Here is a 26609-nt window from a genome sequence, read left to right as displayed (position 1 = left end):
ATGTCCATCCAAGCCACTATTTACAACAGACTTGCCGCTGTGCTGTGGGGGGCGGCGCTGTTGGCGTTTGTGTTGGCTGTAGCCGGGCTGGCGCTGTTTCACAGCATGACCTTGGAACAGCGCGTCCGGCAGATCATGGAACCTTACGCGCAGTTGGTTGCTGTGGGTACAGAGGCGGCGGTGGCTTTCGAAGACCCCTCTCGGGCCCAGGAAGTTTTGGATACCTTGCGCGCCAATCCGCAAATTCAAGAGGCGGATATTTTTTTGGATGGCGGAAGGATGCTGGCCAGCCTCAACCACACCGCCTCTGAGCCGCCGCGGAGTGCATCAACCTTAGCCGATGGCATTTATCTAAACCACGATACTGCGGAGTTGCTGCAGAGTTTAGGCAAAGGCGGGCGCCTGCGCATCGTGATGGGTTTGGAGCAATTGAGCCAGCAAACCCACCAGCTGCTCTGGTTATTCGGTGCCGGCATGCTGGTGCTGTTGGCTGCTACCTTAGGGCAACTGGCGGTGCTGCGGCGGACTATCATTCAGCCGATTGCTTCCTTAACCGTTGCGGCGGAGCGGGTTCGGCTGTCCGCCGACTACCGGCACCGCGTTCCTGTCGTCGGCACCGATGAATTAGCGCGTTTGGGGCAAAGCTTCAATGCGATGTTGGAAGCGGTTGAGGAACGTGAAATGGCATTGTTCCGGCTAAACGTCTTCCACCGCACGATTTTGGATAATGCGGCCTACGCGATTGTCTCTACATCCGCAGACGGCACTATCACCAGCTTCAATTTAGCCGCGGAGCGCTTGTTGGGGTATACGGCCGACGAGTTGATAGGCAAACAAACGCCGGCACTTTGGCACGATGCAGCCGAGATTCAGCAGCGTGCTCAGACCTTATCTGAGGAACTGGGCGTCTTGATTCCTCCCGGATTCGAAGTCTTTACGGCGCGTTCCCAACGACATCTACCCGAAGAAAACGAGTGGACTTTTATCTGCAAAGACGGGACACGCGTGCCGGTCAATCTTTCTATAACGGCCTTACAAAGAGAGGGCGGCGCCATTAGCGGGTACGTCGGCTTGGTTTATGATCTGACTGAGCGGAAACAGGCGCAGCACCAACTACAATTGCTGACTTATGCCCTGGATCAAGTGAAGGAATCCATATTCCTGATGCCGGGGAACGATCCGAAATTTCTTTATGCGAATCAGGGTGCCGCCAACCGATTAGGCTACAGTCGAGATGAGCTTACCCGCGGTATGGGGGTGTTCGATATTGATCCCAGCTGGTCGCCGGATGTGTGGGACGGATTTTGGCCAACGTTGGCCGTGAGCCGGCAGATGCAATTTGAAACCCATCACCGGACGCGTGATGGCCGGGTTTTTCCGGTGGAAGTGACGGGTAACTGCTTTGAGTTCGATGGCAAGACATACAACCTGGCGATTTGCCGGGATATTAGCGAGCGCAAAAACGCCGAGAAATTGTTGTCGGAATACGCCGCGATTATTGAATCCACCGAAGATGCCATCATCGGTAAAACCCTGGATAGCCTGATTACCAGCTGGAACAAGGGCGCGGAACGTATGTTTGGCTATAGGGCCGACGAGATCGTCGGTCATTCGATTGCTATTCTAATTCCCGACGAATGCCAAAATGAGGAGCGGGAAATCCAGGATAGAGTTAGACGGGGAGAATCGATCAGGCATTATGAGACGATCCGCCGCCGCAAGGATGGACAATTGATTGACGTTTCGGTAACGGTATCGCCGTTGCGAAATTCGCAAGGCGAAATTGTCGGGGCTTCCAAAATTGCCCGCGATATCACTGATCGCAAACGCGCAGAACATGAACTGATGCGCTACCGAAATGAATTGGAAAATACCGTACAGCAACGTACGGCTGAACTGCTGTTGGCTCGCGACGCCGCCGAAGCGGCCAATAAAGCCAAGAGTGTATTCCTGGCTAACATGAGCCACGAACTGCGCACCCCGATGAATGCCATTCTGGGTTTTTCGGCCATACTGCTGAAAAACTCCCGGCTGCAGGACAGTGATCGCGCCAACGTCGAAATTATCAATCGTAGCGGCGAGCACTTGCTGAACTTGATTAATGACGTGCTGGAAATGGCCAAGATAGAAGCGGGGCGCGTCCAATTGGAAGACGCACCATTCGATTTGGGGGAAATGGTGCTTGATGTGATGAAGATGATGCAGGTACGTGCAGCCGAGAAAAACCTGCAAATAGTTATCGATCAGTCGTCGGCATTTCCGCGCTATATCATCGGCGACCAGGCCCGCTTGCGCCAGGTATTGATCAATCTGGTGGGCAACGCGTTGAAATTTACCCAGCAAGGCGGGGTGGTAATACGCTTGTCCACCAAGAACAACGCCATCGCCCATCTGTTGATTGAAGTCGAGGACTCTGGTCCTGGTATTGCCGCTGAAGACCAAAAGCACATTTTCGAACCGTTTGTGCAGATAGGGCGCCTGGCCGACAACAAAGGTACCGGGTTGGGTTTAAGCATCACCCGGCAATTTGTGCAATTAATGAAGGGCTCTATTAGCCTGGAAAGTGCACCGGGACAAGGTTCGCTGTTTCGCATCGATGTGCCATTGAAACAGGCGCAGGCAGCCGATATCACCGATTTGTATCGATTGGAAGAACGCATGGTTCTGGGGCTGATACCAGGGCAGGATAATTATCGGATTCTGATAGTCGAAGATCAGCTGGAGAATCGATTATTGCTGGTGAATCTGATGGAGGCCGTGGGCTTTCAGGTTAAGGTGGCCGAGAATGGCGAGTTGGGCGTGGCATGTTTCCAAAGTTGGCAGCCAAACTTAATCTGGATGGATATACAGATGCCGGTCATGGATGGTTTGGAAGCAACCAGAATCATTCGAACCTTGCCGGGTGGTAAACAGGTGAAGATAGTGGCTGTGACGGCGTCGGCTTTCACCGAGCAACGGGCGGATATCATGGCGGCCGGTATGGACGACTTAATCTGTAAGCCTTTCCGGGCCAGCGAAATTTACGACTGTCTAACCCGGCTATTAGGCGTGCGCTATGTTTATGCAGACTCACCCGCAATGATGCCGGAGGACGTGATTTTGACGCCGGAGATGCTGTCGGTCGTGCCGCCGAATTTACACGAGGATTTGCAGTTGGCGGTGAATAATCTGGATAGTGAGCGCATAGGCGGGATTATTCAACAGATTGCGGCGTACGATCTGCGGGTGGCCGCGGCATTGACTCGGCTTGCCGAATCTTATGAGTATCCGACTATTCTTAATCTATTGGGAACTAACTAAAACATCATGGTAAATGCAGGCAAAATTCTGGTCGTTGACGACACTTCGGCGTCTTTGAAGTTGCTGTCGGATCTGCTTAAGGCCGAAGGGTATGAGGTGCGCTCGGCGATAAACGGTGAGCTGGCTGTTAATTTTGCTACCGCCAATCCGCCTGATTTGGTGTTGCTGGATATTCTGATGCCGGGTATGGGCGGCTTTGAGGTTTGCCGTCTGCTCAAAGCGCATCCGGATACCCGCCATGTGCCGATTATTTTCATCAGCGCGCTGTCGGACCCGGAAGAAAAAGTCCAAGGCTTTGAGCTAGGCGCGGTGGACTTTGTCACCAAGCCGTATCAACGTGAGGAGTTGCTGGCCCGCGTGCGCACACATTTGGAAATCGACCGGCTACGCAATCATCTGGAAGAATTGGTGGAAGAGCGTAGCCACCAACTCCTGGATAGCGAGAAAAAGCTCAGGGCCAGTCTGAACGATCTGGTGGCAGCCCATAGCCTAATGAGCACCTTGCTGCGCACTATTCCCGATCTGGTCTGGTTAAAGGATTTGCAGGGTGTCTATATCAGCTGCAATCTGCAATTCGAACGCTTATACGGCGCCAAGGAAGCCGACATCGTCGGCAAGACCGATTACGTGTTTACCTCCAGGGAACTGGCCGATTTTTTCCGGGAAAATGATCGCAAAGCCCTGGCTGCCGGCAAGGTTTGCGCTAACGAAGAATGGCTGACTTTCGCTGATAACGGTTACTACGGCTTGTTCGAAACCCTGAAGACACCGGTGTTGAATCAGGACGGTAAACCGATAGGCGTACTCGGAATTGCCCGCGACGTGACCGAGCGTAAAGCGGCAGAAGCGAAAGTTCAACGCCACATGCAGCTCTATGCGGCCTTGAGTCATTGCAATAAAGCCATCGTACACAGTGCCGACGAAACCGAATTGTTCCTGAAAATCTGCCGCGCCGCCGTGGAGTTTGGCGGTATGAAAATGGCGTGGGTTGGCTTGTTTGCCGCCGATCAGTGCTCGATACGCCCGGTCGCCAGTTTTGGGGAAGGTGCGGAAGAGTTGGCTACTATAGATATGTGCATGGATGCCGACAGCGCTTTCGGCCAAAGCCCTACCAGCATTGCGATTCGCGAACGGCGCCCTTGCTGGTGCCAGGATTTCATTAATGATCCGATCACCGTGCCATGGCGACAACAAGGTTTACGCGCCGGCTGGGCCGCGTCGGCTTCGTTGCCGTTACTCAGAAACGACAGGGTGGTCGGCGCATTCGTACTGTACGCTGACGAGGTGAACGCCTTTGACGATGCGGCGCGCGACCTGTTGGTCGAAATGTCCATGGATATTAACTTTGCTTTGGAGAATTTCAGCCGCGCGTTGGCTCAAAAACAGGCGGAAGCGGAGATCGAGCGTTTAGCGTTTTACGATCCGCTAACCAATCTACCGAATCGCCGTCTGCTTTACGATCGCCTGCAACAAGCCATAGTCACTAATGCCCGGCATGATAAGCATGGCGCCGCCTTGTTTATTGACCTGGATAACTTCAAAGCGCTCAACGATACCAAAGGCCATACGATTGGCGATTTACTGCTGATCGAGGTTGCCCAACGTCTCCGAGAATGCGTGCGCGAAGGCGATACCGTCGCTAGGCTGGGCGGCGACGAATTTGTGATGATATTGAACAGCCTAAGCACGGACGAAACCCGCGCGTCTGCACATACCAAAATGCTGGCGGGTAAAATCCTTTCTGCCATTGATCAGCCTTATTCGTTGCAGGGATACGATCACCATTGCTCGGCCAGCATGGGTATCTGCATGTTTCGCAATCAACATATTACGGCAGAGGAATTGCTGAAATACACCGATACCGCCCTTTACCAAGCCAAACGCGGCGGCCGTAACAAGCTGCTGTTTTACGATCCGGTCATGCAGGCTGCTTTGGAAACCCGCGCGGTATTGGAAAGCAATTTGCGTGTGGCACTAAGCGAGCAGCAATTGGTGCTGTATTACCAGATGCAGGTCAACCGTGCCGGTCAGATTCTTGGCGCTGAAGTTTTGATACGCTGGCTCCATCCCGAGCGCGGTTTGGTTTCGCCTATGGAATTTATTCCACTGGCCGAGGACACTGGCTTGATCTTGCCGATAGGCAAATGGGTGATGGACTCGGCTTGTGCGCAGCTCAAAGCCTGGGAAAACGATCCGCTTAAGTCTGAGTTACAGCTTGCTGTAAATGTCAGTGCCCTGCAGTTTCATCAGGATGATTTCGTTGAGCAAGTGCGGCTTGCGCTGGCGCGCTGCGACTTGAGTCCCAATCGGCTGAAACTAGAGCTCACCGAGAGTTTGGTGCTGGATGACATTGACGATGCAATTGTGAAGATGCAGCAACTGCGTGATTTTGGCGTGCGTTTTTCTATGGACGATTTTGGCACCGGCTATTCGTCGCTGAACTATCTGACCAAGTTACCGATAGACCAATTGAAGATCGATCAGTCCTTCGTGCGCAATATTACGGTATCTCAAAGTGATGCGGTGATTGTGCAAACCATCATCGGCATGGCCGATAACTTGGGCATCGAAAGTATCGCCGAAGGCGTTGAAACCGAAGAGCAGTTGACTTTCTTGGAACGGCAAGGCTGCCAGTTATATCAGGGCTACTTGTTCAGTAAGCCGATACCGTTGGCTGATTTTGAAGCGCTGTGTATTAAAAAGCCGTAATCTTTTGGATTGCCTCGAATATAAGCCAAATGCGGAGAGGGCTGAAGCGACTGTGATTCGAATACTGCTTGCCATGGCGGTTATCGCCGCGCTGGCTGCCTGTTCGGCGTCGGAGGAAGCCCATTCCTCATCGACTGGCACCGAGTCGGTAATGACACTGGAAACAGCGGTTGCCAGCAAGTGGCGCGACCCTGCCAACGCCGCCCGCGACAAGTGGCGGCATCCGTTGCAAACGTTGACGTTTTTCGGCGTGAATCCCCAACAGACTGTGATTGAAATTACGCCGGGTTATGGTTGGTACGCGGAGATTCTGGCGCCCTTACTTCGGGAAAACGGTCATTACATCGCCGCGGTGATAAACCCTGATAGCGCCGTTAAAGACAGCGCCAAAAACTATTATGCAAAACAGGTGAACGCGCTTGAGCGCAAATTGCGTGCTGCACCATGCCTATACGGCAGTCCGGAGATTCGGCTTTATGACGAAGCTAGGCCGATGTTTGGCGCACCCGCTTCAGCGGATGTGGTGCTGACCTTCCGCAATGTCCATAACTGGCGGGAAGCGGATAGCGTGGCTTTGATGTTCAAAGGTTTTTTCGACGTGCTTAAACCTGGCGGTACGCTGGGGCTGGTTGAACATCGGGCAAACGGCGACGTGGCGGACGACGATTTCTCGGGTTATATCGGCCAAAACCAGCTGATTGCCTGGGCTGGTGCCGCTGGCTTTGTGTTGCAGGCTGCCAGTGAGATCAACGCCAACCCGGCCGACAACAAAGACCGCGAGGGCGGCGTGTGGCGCTTGCCGCCGGCATTTGGCCTTGGCAGCAAGGATAGGGATAAATACGCCGCGGTCGGGGAAAGCGATCGAATGACGCTGCGGTTTTTAAAGCCTTAAGCGAGCGGTTCGAGACCGGAGGCTTAAAACTCCCAAACCACTTTGCCGTAAACGCCGCGTTGCACTTCGGCTGCTTGGGTGAACGTTTCCTGAATGTATTCCAGATGTTGGTTGTCCAACAGGTTTTGGCCGACCAGCGATAATTCGACGGCTTGATTCAGTTTCCAGGCCAGGCGTAGGTCTAACGTGGTGTAGGCTTTAATGTATGCCGGCCCGCTAAGGGTAAAGGCGCTGGCGTTGTCCACATATCGCAGCCAAGCATCCAGGGTGATGTCCGGTATGGGATTGAGCATCGCGCGCAACGAGGTTTTGTGCTGCGGCGATACCGCTTCCTGATAATAAGGATTGCTGGTCAGCTCGGTTTTCAACACGCTATAACTCAGGTCCCATCGCCACCAATCCAGCATTTTCCAAACTACTGCGGTTTCCACGCCATAGGTTTTGCCCTTGCCGGTATTGTCGATAATCAAAGGCTGTTTGATAAAAAACGGCACATTTGTTGGGTCTATCGCGCCAGGATGATAGGAGCGCAGCTTTTGATAATCGTTATAAAACAACGATACGTCCAAGGAGAAGCTGTTGCTGGGGGTGTATCGATAGCCGGTTTCATAGGCCAGCACCTCCTCGGATTGGTAAGCGTTGGAACCGGTTACCGCGAGGGCGAGCGGTAAAGGTGTGCTGTTGGGGCTGGTAAGCGGCGGCACGACTTGGCCGATTAACTCCATATGTGCATCCACCCGCGACGGAATGCGCACGCCTCGGGAAATAGCCGCCCACAGCCGGTGATTGGGGTCCGGTCCCCACAGCAGGCGGGCGGTGGGTTGCACTTCGATGCCGGTGTAATCGTTATGCTCCAGTTTGGAACCTAGCGTGAGCCATAACTGCTCGTCCACCAAGGTCAATTGGTCCTGCAGGAAGGTACTGAAATAACTCTCGCCGCGCTGAGGTGGAGTGAAGTTAACTAAGGTCTGCTTAACTTGGTTTTCTTTGGTATAGGTATACCGATAACCCGCTCCCCAGATGATGTCATTCCAGTCGTTTAGAGCAAAGCGGTGTTGAAAATCGACGTCGCCGGTATAACGCTCTTCTTCAATAAAACTTTCTCGGCGGTCGTAGCTGTCAAAGTACAGTTGTAGGGCGTAATTTGACGTATCAGAGATGCGATGTTGTAGACGGCCAAGCAAGTTGCCGCCGGTGGCTTGCACCTGGTCGGCAATTGTTTCTCGATAAGGCGCGGTGAACGTAGCTAAACCGATTTGCTGGTTTAGATTGCTATGATAAACATCGCCTTGCACGGTGGCGGAGTCGGCGGCCGACCAGTCTGAGTCTATGCGAAAGCCGCCTTGCATTTTGCTCCAGGCATCGCCGGCTGGCTGACCGTTGGCTCTGCTGAGCGTGTCACGATCAAAACCTTTGAGATAGGCGCGGCCGCTGGTGTTTTCGTTTAGTTTGCCGCCATAGCGGAATGCACCGAATCCGCGTTCCTCGCTACCGCCGCCGGCGCTGAGTAAGCCGCCTTGGGTATCGGCGGCGTGTTTGGTGATGATGTTGATTACGCCATTTACGGCGTTGGCTCCCCACAGCGCGGCGCCGGAGCCGCGAATCACCTCGATGCGCTCCACATCTTCCAGCATCACATCCTGCATTTCCCAATACACACCCGAGAAAGCCGGTGTGTAGATATTTCTACCGTCGATCAGCACCAGTAATTTATTGGAAAAGCGGCCGTTAAAGCCGCGCGAGCTGACGGCCCATTTGTTGGCGTCGATACGGCCGACGTCAATGCCGGGAGCCAGACGCAATGCGTCCGGAATGTTAGTGGCGCCGGCGCGTTTGATGTCGTCGTTGCTAATGACAAATACCGCAGCCGCCGCATCGCCTAGCGCTTGGGTTTTTTTTGAAACGGATGTGATTTTTACCGATAGCAGTTCTTCTAAATTCAACTCGGTTAAATCGGTATCGGCCGAAGCGATCTCCGTATGAACAGCCAAACACAGCGCGCCTATCCAAACGGGGTAAAAGGTATTTTTCATTCTGTAGCAAATGGGGCATGGCAAGAGACAGCGTGTCTCTCGGGTTAAATCTTCAGTTGCAAATGTAGCTCAGCATTGATTTATCACAATGTTTTTGTAGCATTTATCCATTTTACTTTGTTAGGGGCTTAAAGGTGCTGGCCATTCCGGCAGCGAGTGCCTGTCCGGACTTTATGGATGGGGCGAAGCTCGCCATCTATGGCGCTGGATGTCTGCTCTTGTGCCCTCAAGTATCATGCTGTCCGCCTTAATGGAAATAGCGAACGCAAGGCACTTAAAGGTCGGCTCAATAGGTCAATCTGTTGGCTGACAGAGTGTTCTGCTTCTACAGGTGCGATGGAATGTGGGGCGCGTGAGAGTCAAGCAAATAGGGGAGGAGGGCGATCCCTTTGGCCGCTTTCGAGGGATGACGATACTGGGTCTATAAGAGCCGGATAAACCAACAGGCGGTTTTCACACCTCCGCCCACATCCTTAGCAGGTTGTGGTAACAGCCGGTCAGGTTGACGGTCGGGTTGTTGTCGCCCTGAGTATTACGCAATTCCAGGATAGCCATATCCATTTCAAATAACAGGCGGCGGCGTTCGGTTTCCCGCACCATGCTTTCCAGCCAGAAGAACGAGGCCAGCCGCGCGCCCCGAGTCACCGGCTCGACCCGGTGCAGGCTGGAACCGGGATACAGCACCATGTCCCCTGCCGCCAGTTTCACGGCATGCTCGCCGTAAGTATCTTCGATGATTAGTTCGCCGCCGTCGTAGCTGTCAGGGTCTGCCAGGAAAACCGTCGCCGATAAATCGGTGCGCACCCGTTCGCCGCTGAGCGGGCAATGACGGATGGCGTTATCGATGTGGTTGCCGAAGGTGTTGTGTTCTCCGGCATAGCGATTGAACAGAGGCGGGAAAATCTTTTTCGGCAGCGCCGCTGACAGAAACAGGGGATTGCGATTCAAGGCGCCCAGCAAGATGGCACGGGCAGTCTGACTTTGCTCGGTTTGCTCCGGCAGTTGCCAGTTGTGTTTGACCTGTGCCGACTGACTGCCGGCAGTGATGCGGCCATCCGCCCAGGGCGCGTCGGCCAGAATATCGCCGAGCTGTTGCAGTTCGGCAGGGGAGAGGACTTCCGGAATTTGGATCAACATGGTCTAACCCGAGATGGCTTGCAAGGCAAAAAACACCGCCAAACTCATGGAGCCCAGCCCCAAACCGGCGGCGGCCAAACGGTTGCCGTGCAGCCTGGTCCACAATAAAGTGCCGGTCAAGGCTAGCAGGATCAGGCCCCCCGCCAAGGTATCCACCAATAAGACCCAGCCCACGCCCATGCCAGTGCCTTTGTGCAGGTTGTTCAAAGTGGTCAACAGGTTGGCATCGCCTTGCTTGACCGTGACAAAGGCGTTGCCTTCCCAATAGTCGGCAGACAACAGTTTTTGCGGATTGCGCACGTTGATCTGCCAGGAGGCCGGCTGTTGAACCGGCTGATTGTTCCAGGTCACGGTTTTACCGGGTTCCTTGCGGATTTTGGCATGGGAGGTATCAACGGCCAGCGTTTCACCCAGCCAGGCTGCCATTGCTTTTGGGTCCCTGGGGTGCGGTTCCGGCAAGGCCAGCTGGATTTCTTTTTGTTCCATGCGGCCAATCGGTATTTTCAAGATGTCACGATGATTCATTAAAATCCCGGTAAAGCCGAACAGCAAGCCCAAAGCCGCGCCCCACAGCCCGAACCAGGCATGGGTGCGGCGCAGCCATTTCAGAAAGGCGCCGCGCGCTAGGCTTTTCGGTAAAAACAAGTAGCCGCCGTTGGTTTTCTTGGGCGGGCGGTTGGCTGGCGTCAATAATGAGTCGGTTGCGGTGTTCATGAGTCGGGTTCCAAAAGCGGGCTATGGCAATTGCAAATAAGGGGGTTGCGGATTGTGTAGAACGGTTAAACCTTCTCACTAACGGTGGATGTTGTTTAACCGTTCAGACACGCAGAGTTTAGTATTTAAAGCTCACCGTCAACTGCCCGGAGACCGGCGTACCGGGCAAGGCTGAGTTGGTTTGCCCGGATTCGTAATAGACGGTATCGGTCAGGTTGAACACGTTGAGCTGCACATCGTAATGTTTTTGGTGATAAGCCACCACCGCATCCAGGCGGGCGTAACCCGGTAATACCGCTTCGTTGACGCTGTCGGCATAGCGGTGGCTGGCGTAGTACACGCCGCCGCCGACTTCCCAGTTGTCGGTTAAGTGGTAGGTGCTCCAGGCCACGCCGCTATGTTCCGGCACATTGACGGCGGTCATGCCTTCATAGGATTTCAGCAAGCCGCTGACCGAGCCGGTGGCCGTGGTCGTGGACTTGGTGATTTTCGAATCAAGATAGGCATAGGTCAACGAGACGTCCCACTTCGGCAGCACTTCGCCGGCCAAACCGGCTTCAAAGCCGTCGGTACTTTGCTCGCCTGCGAGGATTTGCAGATTGGCATCCAACGGCGAGGTGGTGCGGGCATTGGTTTTTTCCAGTCGGAACAACGCGGCGGTAGCCGACAACTTGCCGTCGAACAGTTCCCATTTGCCGCCGATCTCATAATTATGATTCTGCTCGGCTGGTAGGTTGGCGTTGTTGGCTGAGAGGCTGAGACTTTCCGCGGACGGATTGAAAGATTTACCGTAGCTGAAATAGTAAGACTGAGCCTTGCTGGGCTGCCAGACGATGCCGCCGCGCGGGCTCCATTGATCGACGCTGCTATTGAAGTCCGCGCTGCCTATCCGATCGGTCTGTTGCGCTTCGAACACGTCGTAGCGGGTGCCGGCCAGTAATTTCCATTCCGGATTGATCTCGAATTGATCCAACACATAACCCGCGTAGGTTTGGGCTTGGGTCAGGCGATCCGTGGCCAGTGTACCGCTGAAGTCGTAGGCCAAGCCGGTGGTGCTGGCGGTAAGGCGCGGATTGAATATCGACACCCGGCTGACGCCCGTCGAGTTTTTGGATTTGTAATCGTATTCTTCCCAACCGAATTCGCTCCCGAACATCAAAGTATTGTTAAAGCCGAACAAGGGCTTTTTGTAGACAAAATCGGTTTGGTTGTAGACGTTTTCCTGGGTGTTTAGGCGCAAGGCTTGCGAACGGGCGCTGGTGCCGGCATCGGCGCCGGTGTATGCCGCCGCGCCGGAATACAAATGCGTCAGGTATTTGCGTTCGTAATCGCCGTAGCGGATTGAGTTTTTCACCGAAAAATCCTGGTTGAATCGGTGGGTTAACGCCACCGTAGCCACGTTGACATCAGTGTCCATCATCCGGTTATCGGTAAAACCGTAAAAGGTGTTGATGGGCACGCCGGCCGGCCGGCCTTGGTACATCGGCACGCCGTAATCGAACACGCCTTCATCCTGTTGATGCAACAGGTTTAGCGTTAAATCGGTATCGGCGCTGATGTCCCATTTGAATGACGGCGCGATGCCCCAGCGGTTGCTGTAGTTGTAGTCGCGGTAGGAATCGGCATCCTGATACATCACGTTCAAGCGGGCCGACAGGTCTTGATACTTGGTCTCGGCGTCGATAGCGGTGCGTTTAAAATCGTACAAGCCATAAGTAAAGCTGCCGTTGATTCCGGTTTTACCGGTCGGCTTCTTCGCCACTTGATTGATCACGCCGCCGGTGGCGCCGCGACCGAATAAAATTGACGATGCGCCTTTCAGCACTTCGGCTCTTTCGATGAAAAAGGTGTCTCGGTTGTATTGGCCGTTGTCCTTGACCCCGTCCAGATATTGGTCGGAGCTGGCCGCAAAGCCGCGTAAGGTTATCGAATCGCCGGTGCGGCCGCCTTCGCCGGCGGCAATGGTCAGGCCGCTAACGTTGCGTAAGGCATCGCGCAGGTTGAAGGCGTTTTGCGACTCTATCAATTCTTTTTTTACCACGCTGACTGATTGGGGAATGTCGCGCAGCGCCATCTCGGTTTTGCTGCCGGTAGTGGAGGTTTCGGCTTTGAAACGAATGGCTTGTTTTTCGCGGTTGGCTTTGACCTTGACGTCTTCCAAAACCACTTCTTGATCATTGTTGGCCGCTACGTCGGCGGCCGGGTCGGCGGCGAATGCCGCCCCGCTCAGAGCCGCGCCCAGCGGCAATAAAGCCCCCAAGCGCCACTTGGCAGGGGTGTTTTTTTTCGTGGTTGAATGGTTTGCAGACATAGTATTCCCGTAACTGAATAAATAATGCTGGCTGCCTGGCTGGGAATGCTGGGTGGCTAAGATTTTACGAACCGACCGTTATTCTCCGTCGGTTATTGATCGCTATTCGAGAGATGCGGCTGCAAGAAGCCAAGAAATAAGATCATTCTCAAATAATAACGATTCTCATTTTATTTTTTTTGAGGCTAATGTCAACTCCGGAATTTGCGTGCAGACTGTTTCCCAATTCGAAATCAAAGTTTGGATAGGCTTACATCTTTAAGAGCATTCCAGCCGTTTCGGGCGCTCGATAGCCTAAAGGCTTGCGGAAATTAGCCTTACGGCTGCAAAAGAAACGGCGAATTAACGGCTGAAATTTCAAGGGGAAGAAATACTTTACTTTTCAAATGAGAATAATTATCATTTGAAGCAGATTATAAATCGGCTGCCGTGACGTGAAAAGATTATTCCCCTTATTTAGAGAACCTGAGGCTGTGCGCTTGGCAATCGCTCCAGAAGTTTTGGCGGCGTTGGTCGAAAAAGGCGAAATCCATGCCACGGATTTCCGCTGTCTTGATTTAGGGTCGAAACAAATCGTTTGGAAAATGTTCTTGTCTCAAGCAAAAGCCAAGCTCAGTCGTGGTTTAGCGAATCCCGAGCTTTAGTGCGCTTAAAAGTTTTTACCCAATCCCTGACGATTTTTGAAGGAGTAAACGTATGAGCAACAAACCCTGTACCCACGAATGTTTGGCGGCGACGCCGTTAAGCAAGGTATTGATTTGCCGGGAATGCGGCGTCGTCCACCTGCACTTGCAGAACATGTCCGTTCGCCTGGAAGTGGCCGACTTCCTAAGCTTTGCCGACACCATGGCCGAAGCCGCACACCAGGCCAGAGCCGGTCAAAAAGATAAAAGCAAACGCGCCGGATTTACGGTTGTTAAATCCAGCACCAGGCTCAATTAGCGAAACTGCACTTGCCGGAAAATCCCCCGGAGGTTTGCCTAAAATAGTGGGATGGCGGAATAGCCTTCAGAAACTACCCATTCTGCTTTCGCTGTATATGCTGGCATCCAGAGAGACGACTCTGTCGGCCATGCCTATGGTTTCCGGCCGATGGGCGATAGTTAAGCGGGTGATGTTTAACGAATTGATTGCCAAATTCACCTTCCGCTCTGTTTCGACATCCAAATGGCTGGTCGCTTCGTCCAGGACCAGTACCGACGGCACTTTGTAGAGTGCCCGCGCAATGATAAGCCGCTGCTTTTGCCCGCCGGAAAAACTGCTGCCCATGTCGCCAACCTGGGATAGATAACGCATGGGCAGAGCCTCGATTTCGTTATCGATGCCGGCGAGTTGCGCGCTTTGTTTCAGCAGTTCGAAATTGGTTTGTAAATCGAATCCGGAAATATTTTCCTGAAGGCTTCCGGAGAATAACTGGTCTTCCTGCAACACCGCCCCCACCAGCCGGCGCCAATTGGCCAATCCGAATTGGCTTAAAGGCATGCCGTCGATTTCGATGACGCCCTCGGTCGGTTCCAGCAGACCCAAGCAGAGTTTGACCAAGGTGCTTTTTCCGCAACCGGATGCGCCGACAATGGCAATGTGTTCGCCGGGTTGGATGGCTAGATGCAAATTGCGAAATACCCACGGCATATTCGCGCCGTAGCGAAAGCCCAGGTTTTTAAACTCGATGGTGGGACTGAAATCCTTTCGGTTGATGACCTTGTCCGCGGCACAGCCGTCGGTCTGTTCTTTTTCGGCCAAGACAATATCGGATAAACGCTCCACATGCAGGCTGACCATGCGCATCGACATCAGGTTGTCGATCAGCCGTTGCATCCGCGATGTAAAGTCGTCCTTGTAGGAGATAAACGCCATCAGCATACCGACGGTCAGAGTGTTGTCCATGACCATGGTCGCGCCGACCGCCAGCACGGCGATGGCTTCGGCGGCAAATACCGTGCTATAACCAAGTGAAAATCCCAGTGACATTTTTTGCGCGCCGATGCGTTTATTAACGCCGGCGACGAACAAATTCAGCCAGCGTGCCCGGCGCTGTTCTTCCAAACCCGCCAACTTTGTGGTGTGAACGGCCTGAATGCTTTCCAGAAAATGACTTTGCGCCTTGGCTTCGTGCGCTAAAGCTTCATCGGTCAATCGATGATAAATCCCATGGGGCAAAACGCGGATCAGCAGATAGGCCAATACGGCGGCGACGGCGAAAGCGCTCAGCGTGGGGCTGTACAGCAACATCACCGCCAGGACAATTAAACCGAATCCGCCGTCCAAGACCACTTCCACTAGTTTGCCGGTCAGCGTCTGTTGAATAGCTTGCATCGATTGAAACCGGGATACGATATCGCCGGTATGCCGTAGTTCGAACCAATGCACGGGCAGCCTTAACAAATGGCCGATAATGCGGCCGGCCCATTGCAGATTGAATTGCGTCGCCAGCACGATGGCCAGCCAGCTTCTAACGGCTTCCAACACGATTTTAATCACGGCAATCAAGGCATAGGCCAAGGCTAATACCAACAGGAAATCCCGGTCGCCGGACACAATCGCACCGTCCACGATCCATTGGGCAACTATCGGTGTCAGCAAGGCGAATAATTGCATGGCAACGGCCAATACCGCGATTTGTACCAAGCTCCGGATCAGGCCGTCCACCTTGCCGACCAGTTTAGCGAGGGGAATACGCGACCTCGGCGTTATATGCTCGAACGCCGGCGCAGGCGTTAGTTCCAAGGCCACGCCGGTAAACAGGGTGTTGACTTCGGCTATAGACAGCTCCTTTTCGCCCTTGGCCGGGTCGTGGACCAGTACCCGGCCGCGCGCCACTTTTTTTAGCACGACAAAATGGCTCATTTGCCAATGCAAAATACAGGGGAGACTGAGTTGGTCGAGTTCCGCCAATTCCAGGCGTAGCGGTCTGCATGAAAATCCCAATGCCGCCCCGATACCGACCAAATCCATCAGCGTGGAGCCGCGTAGCGACACCGCATACTTGGCGCGCAAGTCGCTCATGCTGTGTGCGGCACCGTGGCAGGCGGCGACATAGCCTACACAAGCCAAGCCGCATTCGGCCGCGGTGGTTTGCAAATATGACGAATGGTGCGAGTGCTTAAGGTGCTTCATTGTTGGTATCGACAAACACTTCCAGCAACTGATCGGGGTTGATGTGGCGGGCAATCGCCGAATTCACCTGAGCGAGCGTCAAGGCTTCAACGCGGGCATTGATGTCGGCGTAGTAGCGCATGTCGCGGCGTAAGCGTATTAGCAGATTCAGCTTAGCAAACAGCTTGTCGCGATCCAGCTTGCTTAGGTCGTGGCGATGGCGCCAGGTATCTTTCGCGCTATCGAACTCCGCGGCGGTGAGGCCGTCTTTGACCAGCAGTGCCAGTTCCTCGTGCACGGCTTTGGCGAGCTGTTGCCGCAGGGCCGGCGCATAGCTTGCGCTGATGCTAAGGGTAGCGCGCGGTTCGAAGGCGGAAGCGCTGATCTTGCTGGCCACGCCGTAGGAAATGCCCTCTTGTTGACGCAGGCGGCGGCCGAGGCGGGATTGAATCGTATCCTCGCCCAGCGCGACATTCATCAGCATTAAGGCCAGGGCGTCAGTCTCGTCCGCTTGCAACGGCTGTCTGAGCTGTGCCGTGTAAATACCGTGCGCGCCATCGGCTACTTTAATGACATGCTGGCCGGGCGCCAATGCGGCGTAAGGTTGCGGTGGCCGCTGGTAGGCCTGCTTGCTGAGCCAGGGACCTAACAGGCTTTCCAACTGCCGGCGTGTTGCGTTGGCATCAAACTCCCCGGACAGCAGCAACTCTCCATTCGCGCCGTAATAATCGGCATGGAAGGCTTTTACATCGTTCAATTCGATGCGTTCCAATGCAGAGAGCGCTTCGGCCATGCCGGGCTCGCGGCGGATGTCGCCGATAGGGTAGGGGCTGGTGAGTGCGGTCAAGGCTTCTTCCGCGACAACTTGCGGTTTGGTGCCCTGGCTTTGGTAGGCGACACGCAACTGATTGCCTACTTCCTTAAGTCCCTGCTCCGGCAGTGCCGGATGACGAAGAACATCGATCAGAACGCCCAGAAATTCCGGCAACGATTGAGCGGGCAGATCGAAGCGAATCGCCAAACGGTCCTCCATCGGCGTCATCGACAAGTGAGCATCCAAACCAACCAAGCGATCAAACAATTGTTGCCGATCTGAACTGGCTGAACCGTGCGCCAACAGGCTGCCGGTGAGGTCCGCCAAAATACGTTTGCCAAGCATGCTGTCCGCCGTGCCCATGCGCAGATTCCACTGACCCTGCACCCGGCCGGTCGGCATGGGCTTGGGCCAGAGCGCAACCGCCAGCGACTCGTTAATGCTAAAGCGCTCGATTTGTGCATCCAGGGCCGCCGCCGGCGCGTCGTTAGCCGCTATGCCCGCGGTTTCCGGCGAGCTTGCCGGCGCGGACGCGGGGGATGGTTCGGCGCTTGTGGCGTGCGATACAGCCGATTGTTGATCCGTCATGACATTCGCCGCATGCCGACTGCTCATCAACTGGGCCACCGGGAGACCCTGCTGGAAAAGCGTTTTGGCGGTTTGTTGAATCTCCGCCAAGGACATTTTTTGGGCCGCGTCTATGCTCTCGAACCACAGCCGCCAGTCGCCGAGGGAGGCAAATTCAGCCAATCGGTAGCCAAAGGCGGCGGCTTGAGATTGCACGTGTAAAGCCTCGTTGCGGATCAAGTTTTTGGCACGTTCCAGTTCTATTTGCGTGAACGCGGTATCGCCCAGCGACTGCAACTGTTTTGCTAAGGTAGTTTGGAGTTGTTCCAACGCTTCGCTATCGGCTGTCAGCGGGAGCGCGGTTACCTCGAATGCACCCGCATGGCGCAATAGCAAGGGCATAGCCGAGACAGAGGCTGCCTGTCCGGCGCTAACCAGCGATTCATGTAAGCGACTGGCCGGCGAACCGGCCAGCAGCCCGCTCATTAGGCCCATGGCCGCTATTTGCTTGGCATCGACCGAATTCGGTAACGGATAAAATAATGACAGGGAAGCAACATCGCCGTCGCCGCGAAAACTCGTTTGCGGGTCGCCGCTCTCCCGCCCGGACGCCGCCTGGAACGCGGGTGGTGGTCCGATTTTAGGCGATTTAATCTCACCAAAAAAAGCGTCCAATTGCTTCCAGGTTGCGGCCGCGTCAACTCGGCCGGTAATGACCAACAGCGCATTGTCGGGACGATAGTGTGTCCGATAAAAAGCCCGGACGTCGTCGATGGCGATACCGCGTAATTCAGTTTCGTTACCTATCGGCGGACGTAAATAGGGGGTAAAGCGCGTGACAACCAGCAGTATTTGTTGCGCTAATTGTTTCTGATGATTGCTATCGCCAAGCTCCTTTTCCCGCAAGACGACGGGCAATTCCCTGGCAATATCCGTTTCCGTAAGCGTCAGTTTATGCATGCGCAAGGCCTCTTGTTCCAGCAACCAGTTCAGAGTGGGCTGGTCGCTGGAAAAGGCCGTGTGGTAGATAGTGCGGTCGAAATGGGTATTGCCGTTATAGGCAATGTTGCGGCGCGCCAGCTCGCTCACCAGCGAATGATTGCCCTGCGTCGTCGGCGCGTTAAACAGCAAATGCTCCAGCAAATGCGCAAGGCCCGACTTCCCTTCGGGATCGGCGAGCGAACCGCTGAAATACACCAGCGTCACCGCTGTTTGCTCGGACTTGATATCGGGAACCAACACGGCCCGGAAACCGTTCTCGAATCGCCGTTCGACTGCGCCGTATTTCTCGGTGGCGCTGTTTGTATTGTTTTCCGTGGCGTGCCCGGTCACAACGTTGACGAGAGTTAGTATTAAAAATGCTATTGAGGTCGAGCAGGTACGATTCATGGGTAAGATTCCTTTCTATGGTTGGATAAATGGATTAAGCGCTCATCAGTTTTGGAAAGTGCGCGGGCATGAGAACTAAAAATTCGTCAGATTTTGTTTCTATAATCGGACGGAACTAAAAAACTCAATTTTTGAAATAAGACCATGCAACTAAAAGAATTGCAGTGGAATTAAGCGCATGAAGCAAAAACTGTATTCTGTTAATTTTGTCTTCGGACTTGCCCAAGGTATTTTTAACCAACATCTCTAAAGAAATACAGAGTGCCATCACAGAAAAATACAAGCTAACAATTAGGTAAATCATTTTATTAAACCGAAAACGATAAATTGTATATTCCTGGTCGTTTCGAATAGCGAAGCGATTCCGAGGAATGGAGGTCTCAATTTCGTCCGATTAAGTTTTACTAATCTAATCTACGGTTTTTTCCGAGATGTTCAATTGATATTTCGTCGAAACGGTTTATTTGATGATCAAAATCTCCGATAAATAACAGAGATAATGCTCAGTAATAAAAATATCCCCGAGATTAGAACAATATTGTCATGCAGGGCTTTGTCTTGTGTAACTAGCTCTGAAACTGCCCCGGCACAAATAAATCCTGCCACTAAGTAAGACGTTATATCGCGTCGATACCCGAATTCGGCGGTTTGTCTTCCCGAGAATAGTCTTTCGATGTGGTTTTGGTTTTTCTTAAAATAAATAAATCCTGCCATCAATATAGAGCATAAGGCGATGTACAATGCGATCGCTTCCTCGCTATCGAGATGAGAAGCAATATTCTCAGTAGTCTTTGGGAACACGAGTATTAATACAGCAAGCGTCGATAATAGGGCGATAACCGACGCGATGATAATCAGAAATGGGTTATATTTCATGAGTAGTACCGATGATTAATTTAATACTGCGCCGCTAAGAAAGACTCAAGAGAGTGAGAGAGTCTTTCTTTGGTGCCCCTTTGTCGAATATATTAACTACCGTCCCCATCCTCTCCACCTAGCAAATTACTCAATACGCTTTGAATCGGTGTGTGTTGATTAAGATATTCACCAATTGTCCAGCCCGCTAGTCCGGCAGCGGTTACTGCCGAAGCCGCCACGCCAAAATATCCGGCGGCGGCTATTTGCTGTGCTGTTGTCAACCCGGCCCATTGCGCCATGCCCATACCCACACCGGCACCTAAAGCGCCGGCAATTGCTAGAGTATCTGCTTCCGATAAGCCGCCACCAACGAGTACCATCTCAGTAATTGTCAATTCACGCATATTGCTCTCCTTAGATATATTTTGACTGCATTGAAATATAAGTTTAAAAATAGGTTTTTCTATGTAGCTATGAGTGGTGAAGTATATTTTTCAAATTACGTTTTCATAATTTGATATACGCTTCATGTAAAAATGCAGATTTCTATATCAGTAGTCTACCTGCCGTTCCTAATATAAAAATATAAATAAATATCCATTCAATGCGATTTAAAGTCTTCATCTTGTCATTCACCATCGCCTTCTTCTCCAAGCTGTGTGTTTGTGATATTGCTTGTGTGAAGTGCATTTACGACCTTGTCTAAATTTTGTGCAATGAACTTTTGAATATCGGTGTTCTCGTTCAATATTTCACCTAAGGTATATCCTATCTTAAAAGCAACTCCTAAATATCCCCATCCCTTAAACGTTGTAAGCGCTATTCTGGCATCCATAAATGGATGAATTTCAGATGGGGAATAAAACCACCGCCGACAACAGACATTTCAGTAATAGTCAATTCGCGCATATTGCTCTCCATTTTTATGATATATAGATTACAGGTTTTGTTTTTAGTGAAAAAAATATGAAAAAAAATCGGTAATCCCCTAAAATTAATTTTTATAATATAGTCTGGAACTAAAGTAAATAAACTCATAATTTATACAGGCGGTTAGAATAATTGCTAAAGCAGTTCTTTTCAATTTTGTTAAATTTGGTGTTGGCTTTGCAAATATGTGTATTGACAAAATTGCGCAAATCACCGCCAATGAGAGGCCAAAAATGGGTAAATAGATTTGATTAATTGGTGTCATAATAAAATCCAGTTTTTGGTTGACTATTATTCTCCTTGTGATCTTTGGTATGGAGATTTTAAAGTGTCATTTATTTAGCGCTCTAAAACCGCTCAATAAGGTCGAGTGTCGATAATTTTTTCAACAGTTGATTCTCCTTATCGGACAATTGCTTGGTACTTTTATTAGCCGGCGAGTTATCGGCTGAACTGATGCCGGCAAGAAAATCGGCACTCTCGGTGTCGAGATTTATCTTAAAGCCGTTGGCTAATAAAGTCTTCTGATCGTTGGATATTGGTAGGAACGAGTTTATTCGAATTTTATTGCGCGGAAGGGCGGTGTTGTCCGATATACCGGTCGGAGACAAACTGCCAATATTAAATCGCGATTTAACTCTTTGTTGTTCCGTATAAGCGATGTAAAAATTATGGAGATTTTCCGGTTCGGCTAGCGCGCTTTGTAATTGCGGAGTAAAACGTTCAATGAGACCCGTTGTATTTAGATAAGGGTTGATAGACCTCCGGCTTTCAATGCGGTCCGGTAATTGATTGCCGCATAGCCAAAGCAGATAATCCAATAATTTGGGCGGGAAGGTGCCTATGGCGATATGAAACGTCTCGTCGCCGGGGATGGGCAGGGCCTCGTGCCACCAGCCTCTTGGGATATACAACAAATCCCCGGCCGCCAATACCGTATCCAAGACCGGTTCCGTGGGGCATTCCGCTTTATGGTTTAGGCTGGTTTGATGGTTTAAGGGCAATTCAAATGTGGGTTGATAGAGGCGCCATCTTTTGCGTCCGATCAGTTGCAAGGCGAACACGTCGTGGGTATCCCAATGTTTGCCAAACGAACCATCGCCGCCGAATGCCGCATAGGCATTGGCGTTGGTCTTTTCGCCGACGAATTGCGCGACGTCCATGCAATAGTCGTTAATTTCCGGGAGGTAGAGCTGTAGTTTGTTTAATACCAAGGTCGCGCCGTCCGTTAAGTAGCGGTACAAAATGTCTTTGACGATACGTGTGCGTTGTTCGCCCAGTTCCCAATAGGGCTCGGTGTAGCGGCCTGGCTCGACCGGGCCATCTTTAAATAACTTAATTTGCGTATTGGCGTTTTCCATGGCGTAAAGCGCCTGGTCGATATGCTTCCAGCTTAAAGAGTTCTCGGAAAGCACTTGGCGCTTCAGCCACCACCCGCTTTGGTAATGCGCGTTGAAAAATTGTGTTCTATCGATGCCGAAATGAATCAATGACATAGTGTTCCCTAGTTATATTTGGTTAATCCGTAAAGCGGTTCGATCATCCATTCGATTAAGCGCCGCGTATCTTGTTCGATGTCCGCCTCCACGATCATGCCCGATACCAGCCGTTTCGGTTCGCCGTACACCGAGGCAAACTGCGAATCGAGTTTTACTGTGACGCGGTAATAATCGTCCGGTGGGGAATTGGCGAATAAATTCGGTAAGGTCTTTGATGAAACCGGATTTTTCGAGACGGTTGCGACTGTTCCGGAATACTGGCCGAACTTTTGATAGGGATAGGCTTGGTAACGCAAACGTACTTTCTGGCCTGATTCGACAAAGCCGATGCCGCGCGTGGTCACGTACAATTGCGCGGTCAGTTCCGCGCCATCGCCAAGCAAGGTTGCCAAGGTATCCTTATCCGAAATTTGGCCGGGGTGCACGCTAATACCGGTGACCATGCCGTCAATTGGGGCGACGATAGCCAATTGGCTTTGAATATGGGTTTCCTGGATTTTTTGGCGGAGTATGCTTAAGTCTTGGTCGATATTGGCTATGCTGATTTGGGTTTTTTCCGGGGCGATGCGTTTTTCATCCTCCAGCTCCAGTTTTTTTCGCGCTAGTTCGTCGTAATCCCGCTTTAAATCCGATGCTTGGGCACGTAATAGCGTCAGGTTGTCCAGCTCCTCGTCCAATTTATCCTTCGCAATAAAGCCGGATGCCGCCAGGCCGCGGTGCTTATTCAGGCGCTGCTCCGCCAGGAGCAATCTTTCCTGATGCTGATTTATCTGTTGCTTGGCGTCGGCAATCGATACCTGTATTGCCGCCAACTGTCTGGATAGTGCCGAATTATTTTTGTCCTGCAGGGTGCTTACTTGGCGCTTTTCCCGGAGATTTGCTTCTTCTTCCGCGCGCAGTGCCGCTTCAAGCTGATCGGCGTATCGGGCTCCGCTGGCGTCCGACCGGTTTGTGAATGAAGAAAGGTGGCGTTCGTCTCTTAACGTAAATAAGGTGTCTCCGGCATGAACCGTTTGGCCTTCTTCAACATGAACGGCCGAAATAAGCCCTGGCGCGGGCGTGGCAATAATAATCGCGCCGCCATTCGGGACCAACATGCCGGTAGCGTTGGTTCGTTTGGTGTAGGACGCAAAGCTGATAAATAAAACGGTGATAGCGATAAGCGTTAATACAATCCCGAATACCAGCCACGACGACCAGGATCTCGCCAGCAGGATATCGCCTTCCAAGCGTCCGGTCTGCGCTGCCATGGCTTCTGCGCGATAAAGATTCGTCGAGAACATTCGTCCTGCCTATCGAATTTCGATGTTTGACAGAAAGGCGTTTCGTTGGGCCGCTTAGGCTATAAACCCGGCCTTATTAATCCCATGTGCCCCGTCCGGGCTGAGCGCGCCGCAGCCTGAGCTGATTGGCCCTTCAGTACCAAAGGCATGGAGGCTAACGGTGTTTAAGGGCTGGATTAATAACGTAGAGCTAAAAATCAGCTGTTGGATGGCGTTTGCGGCTGTAGTGAGAAAGCTGGAAACGAAATGGCGGTTAGCGAAAAAGGATATGGTCATAAGGTCCCCTGGATGAATTGATTAGCACCGTGAGGGCTGGCTAGTCAGGAGACATGGCTGGCAATACACCTTCTGCGTGAAGGCTGAGTGGACTTTAAGAAAATCGCTGCTATTTGTCAACTCATCTTTTATGTAGCCCGCTAGGGATTTTAGGCTGACCGGGATATTTAATCATTCGTTGTCAGGACGGCGCAACGGGATCGATTATTCAACTGACCCTGTTTACCACGGGTATGCCGTTTGCGCTGAGCGCGTCGAAGTCCAGGCCGGCGCGCCCTTCGACAGGCAAACGGCATTTTAGGGCCGGGTGAATAGACTATTCCGGCGGAACTCGCCCGCCGGAATTGCCGTTTACCAGTTGTAACGCAAACTCGCCAACACGTTGCGGCGGTCGCCGAAATAGCACGAACCTTCTCCGCAAGTCGTCACGTACTTGCGGTCGAACAAGTTACTGATATTCACGCCCAGCCGGGCGCCGCGCAGGCGGCGGTCCAGTTTGCCCAATTCGTAATGCACCGAGGCGTCGATCAGCGTGTACGATGGCGCTTTTTGGCTGTTGCTTAAATCGCCGTAATTGCTGCCGGTATAGCGCACGCCGCCGCCCAGGCCCAGACCGGCCAGCGCACCGCTCGGCTGGGTGTAATCCAGCCACAGCGAGCCTTGGGTTTCCGGCGTGTAGCTCAAATTCTTGCCGAGTTGGTTGGCCTCGTTGGTTTTAGTAACCTGGCTTTCGATCAGCGCCAAGGCTGCGGTAACGTCCAGGCCCATCTCCAGGCGGGCCTTGCCTTCCAGCTCGATGCCGCGCGAGCGCGCCGCGCCGGTCTGGATGCTGTAACCGACATGGGCCGGGTCGGGGTCCGGCGTTACCACGTTTTGCTGGGTCAACTCGAATGCGGCCAGGGTAATCAAGGCGTTGACGCCGGGCGGTTGGTATTTGACGCCAATCTCGTATTGCTGGCCGGTGGTGGGTTTGAACGGCGTGCCGGCGAAAGTGCTGCCGGCGGCCGGTTCGAACGACTCGGAATAATTGAAGTAGGGCGCGACGCCGCTATCGAACAAATAACTTAGACCGGTGCGGTAGGTAAACGCGGCGTCGTCCTGGCGGCTGCTGGCGTAGCGGGGCTTGGCGTAATCGATGCTGTCGGTATCCGCATCGTAATAGTCGGTGCGCAAACTGGCGTTGCTGGCCCAGTCGTAGCGTACCCCTATCGTCGCGATCCATTGCTTCCATTGGATTTGGTCCTGGCCATACAAGCCGATCTGGTCCTGCTGCTGGTTAACCAACGTCTCGATTTGCGGCGCGGCAAACGGCTGGTCGTACACCGGGCTATACATATCCAGATCGCTGGGGAAGCCGAAACCGCGCTGGCGGTCGCCGCTGATCTGGCGAAAATCCAGACCCAGTAACGCCTTGTGGAGCACGTCGCCGGTGGCGAAATCGGCTTGGGCGTGGTTATCCAGCGTAAAAGTGCCGGCCTGGTCGCGGTACAGCCCCGCCAGCCGGCTGACCGTGCGGTAATCGACCGGTACGCCGTCGTCGTCGGTGACAAAACCCAGCGCAAACGTCACCGGATAGTCGCTTTTGACGTCGGCGTAGCGCAGATTTTGCCGCACGGCCCAGTGCCGATTGAAGCGGTGTTCGAAGGCGTAACCGACCGCGAATTGTTCGCGCTGGTAGTGGTCGAAACCGGGCTCGCCAAGGAAGGTGCTGGTCGGCAGTTGGCCGTTGGGATTACCGAGCACGCTGCCTTGGTAGGGCAGAAACTGCATGGTGTTGCCGGCGTCGTCTTTTTGGTAATGGCTCAAAAACGTCAACGAGGTGTTGGCGTCCGGCTGCCAGGTAAAACTGGGCGCGACGAAATAACGGTCGTCCTTGCTGTAATCGACTTGGCTATCGCTGCCGTGGCCCAGCGCGGTCAAGCGGTATAAAAATTTACCCTGTTCGTCGAGCGGGCCGCTAAAATCCAGCGCCCCCTGTACCCGGCCGAAGCTGCCGCCCAACATTTGCAGTTCGTGAAACGGCTGCGCGGTCGGCCGCTTGCTGACCATATTGATCAAACCGCCGGGCGGGTTCTGGCCGTACAACACCGATGCCGGTCCGCGCAACACTTCGATACGCTCCAGGCCGTAGGGATCGATCCGCAGATTGGCGTAATTGGCCCCGGCCAGCCGGGTGCCGTCCAGATACTGCGGGGCGTCGAAGCCGCGCAGATTGAAATAATCGTCGCGGGTGCTGGGGCCGAACATGCCCGTCAACAAGCCCGGCGTATACGCCACCGCCTGGGTGATGTTCTGCGCAGCCCGGGCCGTGAATTCGGCATGGTCGATCACGCTGATGGCCTGCGGCGTTTCGAGCAGCGGCGTATCGGTTTTCGACCCGGCCGTGCTGCGCTTGGCGACGTAGCCGGCATCCGCCTCGGTTTTGCCTTGCGCTTTAACTTCCACGGTCGGCAGGGTCGTGTCGCTGTCGGTTTCGGCGGCATATGCGCCGGGTTGGCTGTGTAAAAACAGGATTGTCGCGGCAACTGCCGGCGCGACACCGTGCGCTTTGGTCAATGACATGGCTTGCTTCACCTTGGGTCAATTTAATAGGTTAGGCTGCCTGGCACGGGGCTGGGTGGCGGTGGTTGGTTGTTACATCGTTGTTTTCTCGGTTTTTATGGCTGGATGCGTGCTCGGGGCAAGCTATGGGTTCTCACGCGGAAGCATGGAAACCGGAGAAACAAAGCCGCAGGTTGGTAGCGGCCGATGTTCGTTGCCCAGGCTTTCCGCCGTCCGGCCGTAGCGTGCGGTGAGGTAAC

The 26609-nt window shown here is 53.2% G+C and carries 17 protein-coding genes; 5 read left to right on the top strand and 12 right to left on the bottom strand.

Annotated elements, in window-relative coordinates; translation table 11 throughout:
- The 3 genes from EBB_RS23760 to EBB_RS23750 are packed head-to-tail and all read left to right on the top strand — an operon-like array spanning nucleotide 1 to nucleotide 6901.
- Nucleotides 1–3300 carry a PAS domain S-box protein gene (locus tag EBB_RS23760; RefSeq protein WP_192396117.1) on the top strand — a complete coding sequence of 1100 codons (3300 nt, stop codon included), beginning with the start codon at nucleotides 1–3 and terminating at the stop codon, nucleotides 3298–3300.
- Nucleotides 3301–3306: 6 nt separating this feature from the next.
- Entirely contained in the window at nucleotides 3307–6009 is a 2703-nt protein-coding gene (locus tag EBB_RS23755; RefSeq protein ID WP_192396116.1) for an EAL domain-containing protein, read from the top strand.
- A gap of 52 nt (nucleotides 6010–6061) precedes the next feature.
- On the top strand, nucleotides 6062–6901 hold the full coding sequence (locus EBB_RS23750) for a class I SAM-dependent methyltransferase (protein ID WP_229427634.1): 840 nt from the start codon (nucleotides 6062–6064) through the stop codon (nucleotides 6899–6901).
- Nucleotides 6902–6924: 23 nt separating this feature from the next.
- On the opposite strand, the gene EBB_RS23745 is transcribed toward EBB_RS23750, so the two are convergent.
- From EBB_RS23745 to EBB_RS23730, 4 genes are all read right to left on the bottom strand, one after another.
- Complete coding sequence (locus EBB_RS23745; protein WP_192396115.1) at nucleotides 6925–8934, bottom strand: TOL_0244 family TonB-dependent receptor; 2010 nt, start codon at nucleotides 8932–8934, stop codon at nucleotides 6925–6927.
- Between the two features lie 453 nt (nucleotides 8935–9387).
- Nucleotides 9388–10071 carry a Fe2+-dependent dioxygenase gene (locus tag EBB_RS23740; RefSeq protein ID WP_192396114.1) on the bottom strand — a complete coding sequence of 228 codons (684 nt, stop codon included), beginning with the start codon at nucleotides 10069–10071 and terminating at the stop codon, nucleotides 9388–9390.
- A gap of 3 nt (nucleotides 10072–10074) precedes the next feature.
- Nucleotides 10075–10785 (bottom strand): PepSY-associated TM helix domain-containing protein, encoded by a 711-nt coding sequence (locus tag EBB_RS23735; RefSeq protein ID WP_192396113.1) that lies wholly within the window; start codon nucleotides 10783–10785, stop codon nucleotides 10075–10077.
- A gap of 118 nt (nucleotides 10786–10903) precedes the next feature.
- Complete coding sequence (locus tag EBB_RS23730) at nucleotides 10904–13096, bottom strand: TonB-dependent receptor (RefSeq protein WP_192396112.1); 2193 nt, start codon at nucleotides 13094–13096, stop codon at nucleotides 10904–10906.
- A gap of 434 nt (nucleotides 13097–13530) precedes the next feature.
- Between EBB_RS23730 and EBB_RS23725 the strand changes: the two genes are divergently transcribed.
- Together EBB_RS23725 and EBB_RS23720 are read left to right on the top strand one after the other, a co-directional pair.
- Nucleotides 13531–13740, top strand: a complete 210-nt coding sequence (locus EBB_RS23725) for a hypothetical protein (protein ID WP_192396111.1) — start codon at nucleotides 13531–13533, stop codon at nucleotides 13738–13740.
- 52 nt (nucleotides 13741–13792) lie between these two features.
- Nucleotides 13793–14038 (top strand): hypothetical protein, encoded by a 246-nt coding sequence (locus EBB_RS23720; RefSeq protein WP_192396110.1) that lies wholly within the window; start codon nucleotides 13793–13795, stop codon nucleotides 14036–14038.
- Between the two features lie 66 nt (nucleotides 14039–14104).
- On the opposite strand, the gene EBB_RS23715 is transcribed toward EBB_RS23720, so the two are convergent.
- The 8 genes from EBB_RS23715 to EBB_RS23680 form a co-directional block, all read right to left on the bottom strand.
- The gene (locus EBB_RS23715) at nucleotides 14105–16213 is read right to left on the bottom strand and encodes a peptidase domain-containing ABC transporter (RefSeq protein ID WP_192396109.1); all 2109 of its coding nucleotides are present in this window, start codon (nucleotides 16211–16213) and stop codon (nucleotides 14105–14107) included.
- On the bottom strand, nucleotides 16200–18962 hold the full coding sequence (locus EBB_RS23710; RefSeq protein WP_192396108.1) for a M16 family metallopeptidase: 2763 nt from the start codon (nucleotides 18960–18962) through the stop codon (nucleotides 16200–16202). Before EBB_RS23710 ends, EBB_RS23715 begins: the two co-directional genes overlap by 14 nt.
- A 471-nt stretch (nucleotides 18963–19433) precedes the next feature.
- Nucleotides 19434–19838: a hypothetical protein gene (locus EBB_RS23705; RefSeq protein WP_192396107.1), complete on the bottom strand. Its 405-nt coding sequence runs from the start codon at nucleotides 19836–19838 to the stop codon at nucleotides 19434–19436.
- A 92-nt stretch (nucleotides 19839–19930) separates the two neighbouring features.
- Entirely contained in the window at nucleotides 19931–20224 is a 294-nt protein-coding gene (locus EBB_RS23700) for a hypothetical protein (protein WP_033155337.1), read from the bottom strand.
- Between the two features lie 224 nt (nucleotides 20225–20448).
- Entirely contained in the window at nucleotides 20449–20655 is a 207-nt protein-coding gene (locus EBB_RS23695) for a hypothetical protein (RefSeq protein WP_192396106.1), read from the bottom strand.
- A 442-nt stretch (nucleotides 20656–21097) separates the two neighbouring features.
- Nucleotides 21098–22246, bottom strand: coding sequence for a cupin domain-containing protein (locus EBB_RS23690; protein WP_192396105.1), 1149 nt, complete (start codon nucleotides 22244–22246; stop codon nucleotides 21098–21100).
- 8 nt (nucleotides 22247–22254) lie between these two features.
- Nucleotides 22255–23499 carry an HlyD family secretion protein gene (locus EBB_RS23685; protein ID WP_192396104.1) on the bottom strand — a complete coding sequence of 415 codons (1245 nt, stop codon included), beginning with the start codon at nucleotides 23497–23499 and terminating at the stop codon, nucleotides 22255–22257.
- A gap of 660 nt (nucleotides 23500–24159) precedes the next feature.
- Nucleotides 24160–26370 (bottom strand): TonB-dependent siderophore receptor, encoded by a 2211-nt coding sequence (locus tag EBB_RS23680; RefSeq protein ID WP_192396103.1) that lies wholly within the window; start codon nucleotides 26368–26370, stop codon nucleotides 24160–24162.
- Between the last annotated feature and the right edge of the window lie 239 nt (nucleotides 26371–26609).

The organism is Methylomonas fluvii (genome assembly GCF_014850975.1).
Taxonomy (GTDB): domain Bacteria; phylum Pseudomonadota; class Gammaproteobacteria; order Methylococcales; family Methylomonadaceae; genus Methylomonas; species Methylomonas fluvii.
The sequence above is the reverse complement of the archived record's forward strand: the minus strand, read 5'-3'. Positions and strand labels throughout refer to the sequence as shown.

Bases quoted from the DNA above. Each gene is read 5' to 3' on its own strand.
- EBB_RS23690 (WP_192396105.1), bottom strand. From the start codon at position 22,246: ATGTCATTGATTCATTTCGGCATCGATAGAACACAATTTTTCAACGCG.
- EBB_RS23680 (WP_192396103.1), bottom strand. From the start codon at position 26,370: ATGTCATTGACCAAAGCGCACGGTGTCGCGCCGGCAGTTGCCGCGACA.
- EBB_RS23685 (WP_192396104.1), bottom strand. From the start codon at position 23,499: ATGGCAGCGCAGACCGGACGCTTGGAAGGCGATATCCTGCTGGCGAGA.
- EBB_RS23720 (WP_192396110.1), top strand. From the start codon at position 13,793: ATGAGCAACAAACCCTGTACCCACGAATGTTTGGCGGCGACGCCGTTA.
- EBB_RS23760 (WP_192396117.1), top strand. From the start codon at position 1: ATGTCCATCCAAGCCACTATTTACAACAGACTTGCCGCTGTGCTGTGG.
- EBB_RS23730 (WP_192396112.1), bottom strand. From the start codon at position 13,096: ATGTCTGCAAACCATTCAACCACGAAAAAAAACACCCCTGCCAAGTGG.
- EBB_RS23755 (WP_192396116.1), top strand. From the start codon at position 3,307: ATGGTAAATGCAGGCAAAATTCTGGTCGTTGACGACACTTCGGCGTCT.
- EBB_RS23715 (WP_192396109.1), bottom strand. From the start codon at position 16,213: ATGAAGCACCTTAAGCACTCGCACCATTCGTCATATTTGCAAACCACC.
- EBB_RS23745 (WP_192396115.1), bottom strand. From the start codon at position 8,934: ATGAAAAATACCTTTTACCCCGTTTGGATAGGCGCGCTGTGTTTGGCT.
- EBB_RS23695 (WP_192396106.1), bottom strand. From the start codon at position 20,655: ATGGATGCCAGAATAGCGCTTACAACGTTTAAGGGATGGGGATATTTA.
- EBB_RS23710 (WP_192396108.1), bottom strand. From the start codon at position 18,962: ATGAATCGTACCTGCTCGACCTCAATAGCATTTTTAATACTAACTCTC.
- EBB_RS23735 (WP_192396113.1), bottom strand. From the start codon at position 10,785: ATGAACACCGCAACCGACTCATTATTGACGCCAGCCAACCGCCCGCCC.
- EBB_RS23705 (WP_192396107.1), bottom strand. From the start codon at position 19,838: ATGAAATATAACCCATTTCTGATTATCATCGCGTCGGTTATCGCCCTA.
- EBB_RS23700 (WP_033155337.1), bottom strand. From the start codon at position 20,224: ATGCGTGAATTGACAATTACTGAGATGGTACTCGTTGGTGGCGGCTTA.
- EBB_RS23740 (WP_192396114.1), bottom strand. From the start codon at position 10,071: ATGTTGATCCAAATTCCGGAAGTCCTCTCCCCTGCCGAACTGCAACAG.